This is a genomic window from Bradyrhizobium sp. (genome assembly GCF_035935975.1).
In the GTDB taxonomy this organism is placed as follows: Bacteria; Pseudomonadota; Alphaproteobacteria; order Rhizobiales; family Xanthobacteraceae; genus Bradyrhizobium.
The window spans coordinates 34,006-47,671 of sequence record NZ_DASYWN010000039.1; the positions used below are offsets into that span (position 1 = coordinate 34,006).

12 protein-coding genes are annotated in these 13,666 nt (G+C 64.1%); 7 read left to right on the forward strand and 5 right to left on the reverse strand.

The window, feature by feature from the left end; genetic code table 11:
* Window positions 1-102 precede the first annotated feature (102 nt).
* Window positions 103-465, forward strand: coding sequence for a helix-turn-helix domain-containing protein (locus tag VGR99_RS22040; RefSeq protein WP_326901282.1), 363 nt, complete (start codon window positions 103-105; stop codon window positions 463-465).
* A gap of 61 nt (window positions 466-526) precedes the next feature.
* Here VGR99_RS22040 and VGR99_RS22045 read toward each other — a convergent pair whose 3' ends face one another.
* A complete protein-coding gene (locus tag VGR99_RS22045; RefSeq protein ID WP_326901283.1) occupies window positions 527-1,207 on the reverse strand; it encodes an MBL fold metallo-hydrolase in 681 nt (226 codons plus the stop codon).
* A gap of 95 nt (window positions 1,208-1,302) precedes the next feature.
* Window positions 1,303-2,421, reverse strand: a complete 1,119-nt coding sequence (locus tag VGR99_RS22050; RefSeq protein WP_326901285.1) for a vWA domain-containing protein — start codon at window positions 2,419-2,421, stop codon at window positions 1,303-1,305.
* A gap of 271 nt (window positions 2,422-2,692) precedes the next feature.
* Between VGR99_RS22050 and VGR99_RS22055 the strand changes: the two genes are divergently transcribed.
* Window positions 2,693-4,294, forward strand: a complete 1,602-nt coding sequence (locus VGR99_RS22055) for an alpha-amylase family glycosyl hydrolase (protein ID WP_326901286.1) — start codon at window positions 2,693-2,695, stop codon at window positions 4,292-4,294.
* Window positions 4,295-4,464: 170 nt separating this feature from the next.
* Here VGR99_RS22055 and VGR99_RS22060 read toward each other — a convergent pair whose 3' ends face one another.
* Window positions 4,465-6,165: an alpha-amylase family protein gene (locus VGR99_RS22060; protein ID WP_326901287.1), complete on the reverse strand. Its 1,701-nt coding sequence runs from the start codon at window positions 6,163-6,165 to the stop codon at window positions 4,465-4,467.
* Between the two features lie 130 nt (window positions 6,166-6,295).
* On the opposite strand from VGR99_RS22060, the gene VGR99_RS22065 reads away from it, so the two are divergent.
* Window positions 6,296-6,787 (forward strand): MmcB family DNA repair protein, encoded by a 492-nt coding sequence (locus VGR99_RS22065; protein WP_326901289.1) that lies wholly within the window; start codon window positions 6,296-6,298, stop codon window positions 6,785-6,787.
* 152 nt (window positions 6,788-6,939) lie between these two features.
* Here VGR99_RS22065 and VGR99_RS22070 read toward each other — a convergent pair whose 3' ends face one another.
* The gene (locus tag VGR99_RS22070; protein ID WP_074122131.1) at window positions 6,940-7,494 is read right to left on the reverse strand and encodes an ActR/PrrA/RegA family redox response regulator transcription factor; all 555 of its coding nucleotides are present in this window, start codon (window positions 7,492-7,494) and stop codon (window positions 6,940-6,942) included.
* A 103-nt stretch (window positions 7,495-7,597) separates the two neighbouring features.
* Window positions 7,598-8,920, reverse strand: a complete 1,323-nt coding sequence (locus VGR99_RS22075; RefSeq protein WP_326901312.1) for an ActS/PrrB/RegB family redox-sensitive histidine kinase — start codon at window positions 8,918-8,920, stop codon at window positions 7,598-7,600.
* A gap of 106 nt (window positions 8,921-9,026) precedes the next feature.
* On the opposite strand from VGR99_RS22075, the gene VGR99_RS22080 reads away from it, so the two are divergent.
* The 4 genes from VGR99_RS22080 (at window position 9,027) to VGR99_RS22095 (ending at window position 13,392) form a co-directional block, all read left to right on the forward strand.
* Window positions 9,027-9,824 carry an ABC transporter ATP-binding protein gene (locus VGR99_RS22080; protein WP_326901290.1) on the forward strand — a complete coding sequence of 266 codons (798 nt, stop codon included), beginning with the start codon at window positions 9,027-9,029 and terminating at the stop codon, window positions 9,822-9,824.
* 241 nt (window positions 9,825-10,065) lie between these two features.
* Window positions 10,066-10,884, forward strand: a complete 819-nt coding sequence (locus VGR99_RS22085) for an ABC transporter permease (RefSeq protein ID WP_326901291.1) — start codon at window positions 10,066-10,068, stop codon at window positions 10,882-10,884.
* A gap of 121 nt (window positions 10,885-11,005) precedes the next feature.
* Window positions 11,006-12,334: a polyhydroxyalkanoate depolymerase gene (locus VGR99_RS22090; protein WP_326901292.1), complete on the forward strand. Its 1,329-nt coding sequence runs from the start codon at window positions 11,006-11,008 to the stop codon at window positions 12,332-12,334.
* A gap of 218 nt (window positions 12,335-12,552) precedes the next feature.
* On the forward strand, window positions 12,553-13,392 hold the full coding sequence (locus VGR99_RS22095) for a SprT family zinc-dependent metalloprotease (protein ID WP_326901293.1): 840 nt from the start codon (window positions 12,553-12,555) through the stop codon (window positions 13,390-13,392).
* Window positions 13,393-13,666: the final 274 nt, after the last annotated feature.

Consider the following 13,666-nt stretch of genomic DNA (forward strand, 5'->3'; position numbering starts at 1 on the left):
GCCGCTCCTATCCTCATGGCTTAGCGTTTTCGAGCGAGGTGGTTACCGGCTCGCGTCAAGAAAGCGCGTCAGAACGAGAAGCCTGCACATGGAGGAGACGACATGGCAAAGGCAATGCGCACCTGCCCGGTCGCGGCGTTTCAGAAGATGATCAGCGGCAAGTACAAGCTGCGCATCGTCTGGGATTTGAAGGACGGCCCGCGCCGCTATGGCGAGATCCGCAGCGGCCTGCTGCGTGGCGCGAGCGGCAGCGCAGAGATCACCCCGCGCGTGCTCAGCCGCGAATTGAAGGCGCTGACCGAGAGCGGTCTGATCGACCGCAAGGACTTTGGCGAGGTGCCGCCGAAGGTCGAGTATCGCCTGACCCGCAAGGGCAAGAGCTTTGTGCCCGTGGTCGCCGCGATCCGCGAATGGGGCGAGCGTAATCTCGGCGAGGCGCCGGCGCTTGTCGACGCCGCCGAGTAGCGCATGATCCGGAAAAGTGTGAAGCGGTTTTCCGATTAGATCATGCGCAAGCAATAAAGTCCTACAGTTCGCCGGTGATGAACGGATTGGTCATCCGCTCCTGGCCGATGCTCGAGCCGGCGCCATGGCCGCAGATGAAGCCGACATCGTCGCCGAGCGGCAGCAGCTTTGTCAGAATCGAGTTGATCAGCGTGGCGTGATTGCCGCCCGGCAGATCGGTGCGGCCGACCGAGCCTGCGAACAAGACGTCGCCGACATGGGCGAAGCGCAATTCCTTGTTGAAGAACACCACGCTGCCGGGCGAGTGGCCGGGGCAGTGGAAGATGTCGAAGGTCAGGCCGCCGATCGAGACGGTGTCGCCCTCGTCGAGCCAGCGGTCCGGCTCGAAATTACGGCCGCCGGTCATGCCGAAGCGCGCGCCGCTCTCGACCACGTTGTCGAGCAGGAACTTGTCCGCGACATGCGGGCCCTCGATCGGCACCTTCAGTGCATCGCGCAGCTCGGCCGCGCCGCCGACATGGTCGATATGGCCGTGGGTCAGCCAGATCTTCTCGACGGTGACACCGGTCTGCTTGATCGCTTCCAGGATCTTCGGCACGTCCCCGCCGGGATCGATCACCACGGCCTTTTTGCCGGGCTCGTCCCAGATGATGGTGCAGTTCTGCTCGAACAGCGTCACGGGGACGATGATCGCGCCGGCCTTGGCTTTCGAGGATTCTTGGGTGTCATTCTGCTCGGTCATGGCGCCACAATGCCGATTTTTGCCATGCCGCCAAGCAAAAGATTCGTGCGCGGTCCGGGAACGGTCACCTGAAGACCGATCCCGATCCGCCGACGCTACCTCGTGATCTGAGCCTTCAACGTCTCCCGGACGACCCCGTCGAACGACGATGTCTTTGGCGACTTGACCGCGTGGTCTGCGATGTACTTGTCGCGCTTGGAAACCAGCGCGGCGAGCTTCTCGTTCAGCGCCTTGCGCTGCTCGATCTGTTTTGTCACCTCGGCCTCGCGCTGCTCGGGCTTCATGGCGCGCAGGTTGTCCGGCAGGTCGGCGTCCGCGACGGTGGCGACGTTGGCCGTGCCCTTGGCGGCGTCGGCGACGAGATCGCCGCCGCCGGTGACGGCCTCCGAGGTCGCCGCGGATCGCTTGTTGATATAGCTCGCCATGTCGGTGGCCGTGGCCGGCGCGGCCGCCGCGATGCTGGCCGACTGTCGCATTTTCAGCTCGGTGTGCTTCTGCCGCTCGCGCGGGCCATAGGGGATCACCGTACCGTTGAGCTGCTGCTGCAGGATGATGATGTCCTGGTCGTAGGGCGTTTCGATCACCACGATTTGCCCGCCATCCTGCGGGATCGGGATGAAGCGGCCCTGGCCGATCTGCGCGATGTCACGCCACACCCGCTCGGTGTCGCGGGCATCGCCGGCGAGCACGGCATTGACGATGATGTCCTTCTGCCGGGCGACCGCGAGCGTGGTCGGATATTTGGTGTCTTGCGCGTAGTCCATGTGCGGCGGCGCGTCGCCGACCAGGAACACGATGTGCCTGACGTCGCCGCCCGGCGTCCATTGCAGCTTGTTGACGGCGACGTCGAGCGCCTCGTTGACGCTTTCCGGCCAATCGCCGCCGCCGCGCGCCTTCAGCTCCAGCAGGTTGGCGTAGAGATCCTGGATGTCGCGGGTCAGCTCGATCTTCGAGGTCACGTAATCGTCGCCGATGTCGCGATAGGCGACAAGGCCCATGCGGACGTCGGCGTCCGGATTGGAATCGACGATCGTGGTGGCGATCGACCAGATCTTGCGCTTGGCGCCCTCGATCAGGCGCGCCATCGAGCCGGTGGTGTCGAGCACGAAGGCGACCTCGACGGTCGGCTTGGCGGAGGCGGGGGAGAGTCCGGCCGAGAACGGCAGGGCGGCGAGAGCGAAGGCGAGCGAGCACAGTGTGATGCGTGACCTCATGGGTCCCTCCAGTGGTTTCGTCCCTCGGAACCGAAGTTCCACTGGCATCGCGGTGGCGTGAGGCCGGAACAATGGCCGGACTCGCCCGGAATTGCGGCGTTTCCGCGCGAAATCGCAGCTTACGGACCCGGGCGACACGCTCACCGCCGCGCACGTCACAGAGCCGTCCCAAAGCCCTGTTGCTCTCAATCCCCTCGCGGGAACTTTTGGTGTGAACCGTTGGCGCGATCCCGCGTTGCATCCCGCGCAAAGCACATTCGGGGGACGACCTTTGGCTCAGAGCGACGGCAATTGGTGGCGGCACGGCATCTTCTATCAAATCTATCCGCGCTCCTTTCAGGACAGCGACGGTGACGGCATCGGCGACCTCGCCGGCATCTTGCGGCGGCTGCCTTATGTGAAGTCGCTCGGCGTCGACGCGATCTGGCTGTCGCCGATCTTCCCCTCGCCGATGGCCGATTTCGGCTACGACATCGCCGACTATACCGGCATCGACCCGCACTTCGGCACGATGGAGGATTTCGACGCGCTGCTCGCGGCGGCGCATGACAACGGCCTGAAGCTGATCCTCGACCTCGTGCCGAACCACACCTCGGACCAGCATCCCTGGTTCGTCGAGAGCCGCGCCTCGCGCGACAATCCCAAACGCGACTGGTACGTCTGGCGCGATCCCGCACCCGATGGCGGTGTGCCGAACAACTGGCTGTCCGAGTTCGGCGGCAGCGCGTGGGCTTTCGACGAGACCACGGGGCAATATTACTACCACGCCTTCCTCGCGGCACAGCCGGACCTCAACTGGCGCAATCCCGACGTTCGCGCTGCGATCTACGACGTGATGCGGTTCTGGCTGGAGAAGGGCGTCGACGGCTTTCGCGTCGACGTGATCTGGCACCTGATCAAGGACGCTGAATTCCGCGACAATCCGCCGAACCCGCATTACGTCGAGGGCCGGCCGCCGAACGAAAAGATACTCACCCAATATTCCACCGACCAGGTGGAGGTGCATGACGTGATCGCCGAGATGCGGCGCGTCACGGACGCATATTCGGCTCGCGTGCTGATCGGCGAGATCTATCTGCCGCTGCATCGCCTGATGGCCTATTACGGCAACGACCTCACCGGCGCGCAGATGCCGTTCAATTTCGCGCTGCTCTCGACCTTCTGGAGCGCGCGCTCGATCGAGACGATCATCGAGGACTACGAGAAGGCGCTGCCGCGCGGCGCCTGGCCGAACTGGGTGCTCGGCAATCACGACCGCCCGCGGGTGGCCAGCCGCGTCGGGGCCGAGCAGGCTCGCGTCGCAGCTATGCTGCTGCTGACCCTGCGCGGCACGCCGACGCTCTATTACGGCGACGAGATCGGCATGCACCAGCTCGCCATCGCGCCGGAGGACGTGCAGGACCCCTTCGAGAAGAACGTGCCCGGCATCGGCGTGGGCCGCGACGGCTGCCGCACGCCGATGCAATGGGACGCTTCGAACTTTGCCGGCTTCTCCGACGCCAGGCCGTGGCTGCCGCTGCCGGAGGATCATATCCACGAAAACGTCGTCAACCTTGAAGCGGATACGCGCTCGATCCTCAGCCTGTACAAGCACCTGATTGCCTTGCGGAAGAATTCACCGGCGCTGGTCGAGGGCGACTATCACCCGATCGCCGCGCAAGGCGATTTGCTGATCTATCGCCGCGACGCCGAGGGCAGGAGCATGATCGTGGTGCTCAATCTCGGTCCCGAGCCGATTGCGGTGACGACGAGTGCGATCCATTTCGGCAGCGAGATCGTGCTGTCGACGTACCTTGATCGCGAGGGCGAGCGGCTGGAGGGTGTGCTCGATTTGCGTGGGAATGAAGGCGTGATCGTCGCGCCGGCAGCCTAGCCGTCGTCCCGGGGGCGCACGAAGCGCGAGAGGATGGCCGACGCACTCTCCTCGTCATTGCGAGCGCAGCGAAGCAATCCAGAGTCTTTCCGCGGCGGCAGTCTGGATTGCTTCGCTGCGCTCGCAATGACGATCGTTGAAACGGCGGGGCGGACGATGGCGTCTCGATATCATCCCGGATGCTTCTTCCCCTTCACCGTATTCTCGTCGATATCACTCCGTTTCAAGAGATAATCCAGCCCGCCAACCCGGTACCAGCGATAGCCGTACGGCTCCAGCACCACACGATGCTGGCCGCGCTTGTCGGCGTGGCTGTGGTCTTCCGCGAGCAGATTGATCAGGTGCGCGCCGGCCTCACCCGGCAGCCCAGCCGAGAACGCGATCTCGCGCGGCTTCTCATCGAGATTGTGCACGAACAGTACGGAATTGTTGCGCCAGTCGTAGCGCATGATGAAGACGGCGGGATCGCGGGTCGGAATGATCGCGAAATCGCCCCAGCCGATCTCCGGCACCTCCTTGCGCATGCGGACGATGCGCTCGGTCCAGTTCAGCATCGAATTGGGATCGCGCCGCTGTTTTGCGACGTTGACGTGCGGGTAGCCGTAAGGCCCCGTGTCGATCACGGGGCATGCCGGCTTGTCGTTCTTGGTGAAGCCGCCATGCGGCTCGGTCGACCATTGCATCGGCGTGCGCGCGCAATTGCGCTCGGGCAAGGAGAGATCGTCGCCCATCGCGATCTCGTCGCCGTAGCGGATCACCGGCGTTCCCGGCAGCGTGCACATCAGGCTGTAGGCGAGCTCGATCCGCCGGCGATCACCACCTAGCATCGGCGCGAGGCGCCGGCGGATGCCGCGGTCGTAGAGCTGCATGTCCTTGTCCGGACCAAAGCTCTTGAACACCGCGTCGCGCTGCGCCTGGGTCAGCCGCCCGAGATCGAGCTCGTCGTGATTGCGCAGGAACAGGCCCCATTGCGCCGAGGCCGGCCGCGGCTTGGTTGCTTTCAGCGCCTTCGCCAGCGGGCGCGAATCGGCGGAAGCCAGCGCGTAGAACAGATGCTGATTGACGTGAAAGTTGAACATCATGTGCATGCGGTCGGCATCGCGGCCGAAATATTCCAAGTCCGTTTCCGGTAGCACGTTGGCTTCGGCAAGGATGATCGCATCGCCCTGCCGCCATTGCAGGAATTCGCGGAACGCACGCAGCATGTCGTATTGCTCGACCGGCTTCTTTATCTTCGCGCCCTTGGTGGAAATCACGAAGGGCACGGCGTCCATGCGGAAGCCGGAGACGCCGAGCTGAATCCAGAAGCCCATGATCTTCAGGATCTCCGCCTGCACATGCGGGTTCGAGGTGTTGAGATCGGGCTGAAAATCGTAGAAGCGATGGAAGTAGTACGCCCCCGCTTCCTTGTCGCGCGTCCATGTCGATTTCTGCACGCCGGGAAACACCATGCCCTTGTTGGCGCCGGAAGGCTTCTTGTCCGACCACACATACCAGTCGCGATAGGGCGAGTTCTTGTCGCGCCGCGCCTCCTTGAACCAGTGATGCTGGTCAGAAGTGTGGTTGACGACGAGATCGATGATGACGCGGATGCCGCGCTGTTTGCAGCCATGGGTGAACTCGACGAAATCGCCGAGCGTGCCGTAGCGGGAATCGACGCTGTAATAGTCGGCGATGTCGTAGCCGTCGTCGCGGCCGGGCGAGGTCTGGAACGGCATCAGCCAGATTGTGGTGATGCCGAGCCCGTGCAGATAATCGAGCCGGCGCAGCAGGCCCTTGAAATCGCCGACGCCGTCGCCGTCCGCATCCATATAGGTGCCGACGGAGAGACAGTAGATCACGCCGTTCTTGTACCAGAGATCGTCGATCATGCGCGGCAGCCTCGGTGGTTCCGCCGAGGTGCGGCGGCTGCGTGATAAGTGATTGGGGGAGGGGAGGTTCCGCGCTCCCGCCCGCGCGCTTCGGTATGACGGGCAGAACGGAATCGGCTAATCTCCCCCCATGGACAGCCCCGCCCGCAACATCGCCCTCGTTCCGCCGCCCGACCGTCGCCAGTCCGAGACGGCGCTCGCGATCGCGCGCGGCACCTCGCGGCTGCTGCGGTCGCTCGGCTTTTCCTGCATCAGCGAATTGCCACTGCCGTCGGGTCGGCGTGCCGATCTCGTGGCGCTGAACGAGCGCAGCGAGATCTGGATCGTCGAGATCAAGTCATCGGTGGAAGATCTGCGCGCCGATCAGAAATGGCACGAGTACCGCGCCCATTGCGACCGGCTGTTCTTCGCCTTCACGCAGGACCTGCCCTGCGAGATCTTCCCGGAAGGTACCGGCCTGATCATCGCGGACGCCTATGGCGCACACATGCAGTGCGAGGCGCCCGAGCACAAGCTCCCCGCACCGACGCGCAAGCAGATGACGGTGCGGTTTGGCATGGCGGCAGCGTTGCGGATCAACCGCCTGGTCGATCCGCAGGGCCACGCGGAGTTTTGGGAGTAGGATGCTCTCGTGTCCCGGACGCGCTGCAGCGTGAAACGCTGCTGCGCAGAGCCGGGACCCAGAAGGCAGTGGTTCAAGCTGAGGCATGGGGCCCGGCTCAGCAGCGCATCACTTCGTGCTGCGCTGCGTCCGGGGCACGAGTGTGGTGAAAATTACCTTGGCGCGCGCTTCGCGAGAATGCGCTGCAGCGTGCGGCGGTGCATGTTTAGCCTCCGCGCGGTTTCCGAGACGTTGCGGTTGCACATCTCGTAGATGCGCTGGATGTGTTCCCAGCGGACGCGGTCGGCGGACATCGGGTTGGTCGGCAGCTCGGACTTTTCCGCACTGGTCGACAGCAGCGCGGCGACGACGTCGTCGGCATCCGCGGGCTTCGAGAGATAATCGATCGCGCCCATCTTCACCGCGGTGACGGCGGTGGCGATGTTGCCGTAGCCGGTCAGCACGATGGCGCGGGCTTCGGGGCGCTTCTTCTTCAACGCCGAGACGACGTCGAGGCCGTTGCCGTCGCCGAGGCGAAGATCGACCACGGCGAATGCCGGTGCGGCCTTGCCGATTTGCGCAAGACCATCCGAAACCGTGTCACATGACGTCACCGCAAAACCACGGGTTTCCATGGCGCGCGACAACCGCTCCAGAAACGGCTTGTCGTCCTCCACGATGAGAAGCGAGCGGTCGGTCTGTTCGTTCAGTTCGGCGATGGCGTTCAAGGTTTTGTCCTCTCTCCTGCACATCCATATATGGCGTCGCAATCGGGCGGCGCCAAGGCCGCCAATGGTCGATCGGCCCTCTCGTGCGACGCAAGGTCGCGGTCTATCCTATTGTTTCTTCGAGCGTCTCGATAGCCTCAAAACGCTCTCGCGGCCATGTGACGTGCACCACCGCGCCATGTTCCGGGAAGGTGCGATTGGTAAACGAGACCTTGGCGCCGGTGCGTTCCAGCAGGGTGCGGGCGATGAACACGCCAAGTCCGAGCCCGCGGCGCTCGCCACCGGCATCATCCAGGGTGCGCCGCCGCGACAGATAGGGCTCGCCGATCCGGTTCAGGATATCGGGCGGAATGCCGGGGCCGTCATCGGAGATCACGAGCTCGATAGTATCCTTGTTCCACCAGGCGTTCACTTCGACGGTGGTGCGGGCGAAATCGACCGCGTTCTCGACGATGTTGCCGACGCCGTAGAGCACCGCCGGATTGCGCGAGCCGACCGGCTCGGCCACGGCGGCGACCGCGATCCGCACCTTGATGTCGACGCCGAAATCGCGGTGCGGCGCCACCACCTCCTCGATCAGCTCCGACACCTTCATGCGGTCGAACGGCGCGCCGGTGGAGGAGAGCTGGGTGATCTTGCTGAGGATGTCGCGGCAGCGCTGGGTCTGCTCGCGCAGGGTCTTGAGGTCGGCGGCAAAGCTCGGATCCTTCACCGTCTTCTCCAGCTCGCGTGAGATCAGGAAGATGGTCGCAAGCGGCGTGCCGAGCTCGTGCGCGGCGGCCGCCGCAAGACCGTCGAGCTGGGTCAGGTGCTGCTCGCGCGTCAGCACCAGCTCGGTCGCGGCCAGCGCGTCGGCGAGCTTGCGCGCCTCCTCGGTGACCTGGAAGGAGTAGAGGCTGGTGACGCCGATCGCGAGCACGATCGAGAGCCAGACGCCGACGAGATAGATCGGCGGCAGCACCAGGGGGTCATCGGAATCCCACGGCAGCGGCAGATGGTAGAAGAACAGCACCGAGGCGCAGGCAACGGCAAGCAGGCCGAGGCCGAAGGTGAAGCGGGCCGGCAGCGCGGTCGCCGAGATCAGCACGGGTGCGAGAAACAGGAACGAGAACGGGTTTTGCAGCCCGCCGGTGAAGAACAACAGCGCGGCCAGCTCGACGATGTTCAGCGCCAGCAATCCGGCCGCCTGCATCGGCTCCAGCCGCTGCACCGGATTGGACACGGTCTGGAGCGCCAGATTGAGCGCGGCCGACAGCGCGATGATGCTGACGCAGGGGACGATCTCGACGTTGAACTCCAGCCCCTGCGCCACGATGAAGATCGCGGCGAGCTGACCGAGCACCGCCAGCCAGCGCAGCCGCAGGATGGTATCCAGGCGGATATGCCGCTGCGCAGGGCGGAAGTCGGAAGCGGCAATTTCGGTCATATCGGCCAATGTGGCGGTGCCTTCTGGTCACAAACGCTGGGCTCGCGGAACCACCCCGATTACAAGCCTTGCGCTATCAGCTGCAATAGCAGAAGAACGGCCCAGCATGACCGAGAATGACAAGGCTTCAAGTCGGCCGACTGTCGCGGAGCGCTCCGCGGCGATCGAGGTCGATCACCTCGTCAAGGTCTACAAGCAGACCCGCGCCGTCGACGACATCTCGTTTTCGCTGCCGCGCGGCAGCATCACCGGCCTGCTGGGCGGCAACGGCGCCGGCAAGACCACGACCATCGCGATGATCATGGGCCTGGTGCTGCCGACCTTCGGCCGGGTGCAGGTGCTCGGTCACCGGATGCCCGAGGAAAGCGCGGCGGTGCTGGGGCGGATGAATTTCGAGAGCCCCTATGTCGACATGCCGATGCGGCTGACGGTGCGGCAGAACCTCACCGTGTTCGGCAAGCTCTATGCGGTGAAGAACCTGTCCGACCGCATTGCGAAGCTCGCCGAGGATCTCGACCTCACCGATTTCATCGACCGCGCCAACGGCAAGCTCTCGGCGGGACAGAAGACCCGCGTCGCGCTGGCGAAGGCGCTGATCAACCAGCCTGAGCTCCTGCTGCTGGACGAGCCGACCGCCTCGCTCGATCCCGACACCGCCGACTGGGTGCGGGCGCACATGGAGCGCTATCGCAAGGAGAACAGTGCCACCATCCTGCTCGCCTCGCACAACATGCTCGAGGTCGAGCGTCTGTGCGACCGCGTCATCATCATGAAGCGCGGCCGCATCGAGGACGACGACACGCCCGAGGCGATCATGGCGCGCTACAACCGCACCACGCTGGAAGAAGTGTTCCTGGACGTCGCGCGCGGCCGCGCGAACGGCGCGAAGGAGGCGGTGAGATGAGCACACTCTCGCGTCTCGACCGTAGCCCGGATGGAGCGCAGCGTAATCCGGGACCGCTGCATAGGGATGGACCGGCCCCGGATTACGCTGCGCTCCATCCGGGCTACAGGGGCCTCACATTGACCGGGTCCCTCAGTTCTCGCCGCAGCTATCGTAGCCCGGGTGAGCGCAGCGATACCCGGGAACGCCGCCGGCACAGTCCCGGATGTCGCTTCGCGCAGCCGGGCTACGGAGCGTACCCATGACCGAGCTGTCCCTCCATCGCGGTATCTCCGCCCAGCGCATCGGCGCGATGATCCTGCGCTACTGGTACCTGTTGATGTCGTCCTGGCCGCGGCTGCTCGAGCTGCTGTACTGGCCGGCGCTGCAGGTCATCACCTGGGGCTTCATCCAGTATTACATCGCGCAAAACGCCACCTTCTTCGCCCGCGCCGGCGGGACGCTGATCGGCGCCGTCATTCTCTGGGACATCCTGTTCCGGGGACAGCTCGGCTTCTCCATCTCGTTCCTGGAGGAGATGTGGGCGCGCAACCTCGGCAACCTCATGATGAGCCCGCTCAAGCCCATCGAGTTCTTGCTGTCGCTGATGGTCATGAGCCTGATCCGGCTCGCGATCGGCGTCATTCCGATGACGCTGCTTGCGCTGGGCCTGTTTCACTTCAACGTCTACGCGCTCGGCCTGCCGCTGATCGCCTTCTTTTGCAATCTGATCTTCACGAGCTGGTCGGTCGGCATCTTCGTCTCCGGCCTCGTGCTGCGTAACGGCCTCGGCGCCGAGAGCATCGTCTGGACCTTGATGTTCGCGATCATGCCGCTCGCCTGCATCTACTATCCCGTCAGCGTGCTGCCGGTCTGGCTGCAATATGTCGCCTGGACGTTGCCGCCGACCTACGTGTTCGAGGGCATGCGCGCGCTGCTGATCGAGAACACCTTCCGGATCGATCTGATGCTGGATGCGTTGGTCATCAATGCTGGCCTTCTCGCTGCATCTTTTTGGGCATTCCTTGCCCTTTTGCGCAGCGCCAGAAAGAACGGCTCGCTGCTCTCTGGCGGCGAATAGGCTCACTTTCTCGTGGATTCATGCTGCTTTAACCGTTCCGGCTACGTAGATGTACGGAACCATGCATTGACGCAATATTACGCATTCGGCAGTATGCTGCGATGCGAAGAGGAATATAGCGATGCCTATTGGTGAGTTTGGCGGCGCGCCGCCCTTGGCTGCTGAAGGCAGTCCGGTCCTGACGACGCCGATGTACTGGATGTACGAGATGGCCCACGCCTCTCTCAATCCGGCACGTGCGGTCACCGACGCGACCAAGCTCCTGTTTCAAAATCCCCTCAATCCCTGGACGCGCACCGAGGTCGGCAAGTCCGTCGCCGCGGCCTGCGAGCTGTTCGAGCGCACCACGCGCCGCTACGGCAAGCCGGAATGGGGTCTCAACGACACCGAGGTCAACGGCATCCGCGTCCCGATCGAGATCCGTTCGGTCTGGGAAAAGCCGTTTTGCCGGCTGCTCTATTTCGATCGCAAGTTCACCCGTCCGCTGCGCAGCCCGCAGCCGCGCGTGCTGATCGTCGCACCGATGTCCGGCCATTATGCGACGCTGCTCCGCGGCACGGTGGAAGCCTTCCTGCCGGCGCATGAGGTCTACATCACCGACTGGGCCGATGCCCGCATGGTGCCCTTGAGCGAAGGCCGCTTCGATCTCGACGACTACATCGACTACATCATCGAGATGCTGCACGTCCTCGGCGGCAACACCCATGTGCTGGCGGTGTGCCAGCCGTCCGTGCCTGTCGTCGCCGCCGTCTCGATCATGGAAGCGCGGCGCGATCCGTTCGTGCCGACCTCGATGACGCTGATGGGCGGCCCGATCGACACCCGCCGCAATCCGACCGCGGTGAACCAGCTCGCGCAGGAGCGCGGCATCGACTGGTTCCGCAACACCGTCATCACCAAGGTGCCGTTTCCGCATCCGGGCATGATGCGCGACGTCTATCCGGGCTTTTTGCAGCTCAACGGGTTCATCAGCATGAACCTCGACCGCCACATGGACGCCCACAAGCGCCTGTTCGCCAACCTCGTGAAGGGCGACGGCGACCTCGTCGACAAGCATCGCGACTTCTATGACGAATATCTCGCGGTGATGGACCTCTCGGCCGAGTATTATCTGCAGACGGTCGACACCGTGTTCGTGAAGCACTCGCTGCCGAAGGGCGAGATGACCCATCGTGGAACCCGCGTCGATCCGTCCAAGGTCACGCGCGTTGCGTTGATGACGGTCGAAGGCGAGAACGACGACATCTCCGGTCTCGGTCAGACCGAAGCAACGCACACGCTGTGCAGCGCGATTCCCGATCATCGCCGTGTTCACTACGTCCAGAAGGGCGTCGGACATTACGGCGTGTTCAACGGATCGCGTTTCAAGTCGGAGATCGTGCCGCGGATTCACGACTTCATGGTCTCCGCTGCGAATCCGAGCTCGTTGCAGGCTCTCGCAGCCGAATAATCGGATATTTCGGCTTTCCCGTCGAAAATTCAGGCCCTGCCGGAGGCTCCGGGAGGGCCTGGTTCCCTCCAGATTCGAGGTAATTAGGTAGCGATCTAGGAGTGAGTCACCCCTCACCCCTTGGGGGTGCCGCATGCGTCCAGCGGGGGCGAAAAAATGGGGTTCCAACCCCAGTCTGTAGGGTCTCCCGGACTCCAGAACCCCTGTATATTGGGCAAATGATTTGTTTTTGCGCCGAGCGCTTTCCCTGGCGGCGGTTATGGCAGAATCCGGGCGAACTCCTGCTCCCCGGACTGACAGACATGGCCACACGCGCTCTCCTTTATCGGCGGCCCCACGAACCGAAGACCCTCGTCATCACCCACGGATCGCAATTCTTTGCGATTCGACTGCGCCGGCATCGCCGAGCGCGCCGCTACACGCTCAGAATTCATCCGAGCGATCGCGAAGCCATCCTCACCATCCCGCCGCGCGGCACGGTGGCTGAGGCAAAGGACTTCGCGCAGCGTCACGGTGCGTGGATCGCGGCACGTCTCGGCCGTTTGCCGAAGGCGGCGCCGTTCCAGCATGGCACAGTGATACCGCTTCGCGGCACGCCGCATCGCATCGTTCATCGCGCGGGGACGCGCGGCACGGTGTGGACCGAGACGCGCGACAGCGGCGAACGCATTCTCTGCGTCGCCGGCGGGCTCGAGCATGTCGACCGTCGCGTCGGCGACTTCCTCAAGCGCGAGGCGCGCAGGGATCTGCAACGATCCGCGGAGACCCATGCCGCCGAGCTCGGCGTCAAGGTCAAGCGGCTCTCGATCCGCGATCAGTCCAGCCGCTGGGGCTCCTGCACCTCGGCCGGCTCGCTGTCGTTCTCCTGGCGCCTGATCCTCGCGCCGCCCTATGTGCTCGACTATCTCGCCGCCCACGAGGTCGCCCATCTCGTCGAGATGAACCACTCGGCCAAGTTCTGGCGCGTCTGCGGCAAGATCTGCCCGTCGATGGAGCGCGCCAAGAAGTGGCTCGACACCTACGGCAACGACCTGCACCGGTACGGGATCGAGGAGTGATCCGCGTTGCGGACTAGGCGTCGCTGCCAGCCCAACACTCGCTGTCGTCGCCCGGCCAGTGCGCAATTGCGCACTAGGACAGGGCGACCCAGTATTCCAGAGACAGTTGTTATCGAACCGAGACGCCGCGGCGTACTGGATTCCCCGCCTGCCGCCTGCGCTAAAGCTTCGGCGCGCCCAAGACCGAAACCTCGGCGAAGCCTTGGCGTAGCCGGGTCGCGGGGAATGACAGCAAAGCGTGAAGCGCCATCGGCGCGCCTCGCTCGATTTTCGC

What these genes read in the sequence shown, in the direction of transcription:
- VGR99_RS22060 (WP_326901287.1), bottom strand. Translation starts at nt 6,165, where the DNA reads ATGATCGACGATCTCTGGTACAAGAACGGCGTGATCTACTGTCTCTCC.
- VGR99_RS22090 (WP_326901292.1), top strand. Translation starts at nt 11,006, where the DNA reads ATGCCTATTGGTGAGTTTGGCGGCGCGCCGCCCTTGGCTGCTGAAGGC.
- VGR99_RS22080 (WP_326901290.1), top strand. Translation starts at nt 9,027, where the DNA reads ATGACCGAGAATGACAAGGCTTCAAGTCGGCCGACTGTCGCGGAGCGC.
- VGR99_RS22045 (WP_326901283.1), bottom strand. Translation starts at nt 1,207, where the DNA reads ATGACCGAGCAGAATGACACCCAAGAATCCTCGAAAGCCAAGGCCGGC.
- VGR99_RS22075 (WP_326901312.1), bottom strand. Translation starts at nt 8,920, where the DNA reads ATGACCGAAATTGCCGCTTCCGACTTCCGCCCTGCGCAGCGGCATATC.
- VGR99_RS22095 (WP_326901293.1), top strand. Translation starts at nt 12,553, where the DNA reads ATGATTTGTTTTTGCGCCGAGCGCTTTCCCTGGCGGCGGTTATGGCAG.
- VGR99_RS22050 (WP_326901285.1), bottom strand. Translation starts at nt 2,421, where the DNA reads ATGAGGTCACGCATCACACTGTGCTCGCTCGCCTTCGCTCTCGCCGCC.
- VGR99_RS22040 (WP_326901282.1), top strand. Translation starts at nt 103, where the DNA reads ATGGCAAAGGCAATGCGCACCTGCCCGGTCGCGGCGTTTCAGAAGATG.
- VGR99_RS22065 (WP_326901289.1), top strand. Translation starts at nt 6,296, where the DNA reads ATGGACAGCCCCGCCCGCAACATCGCCCTCGTTCCGCCGCCCGACCGT.
- VGR99_RS22085 (WP_326901291.1), top strand. Translation starts at nt 10,066, where the DNA reads ATGACCGAGCTGTCCCTCCATCGCGGTATCTCCGCCCAGCGCATCGGC.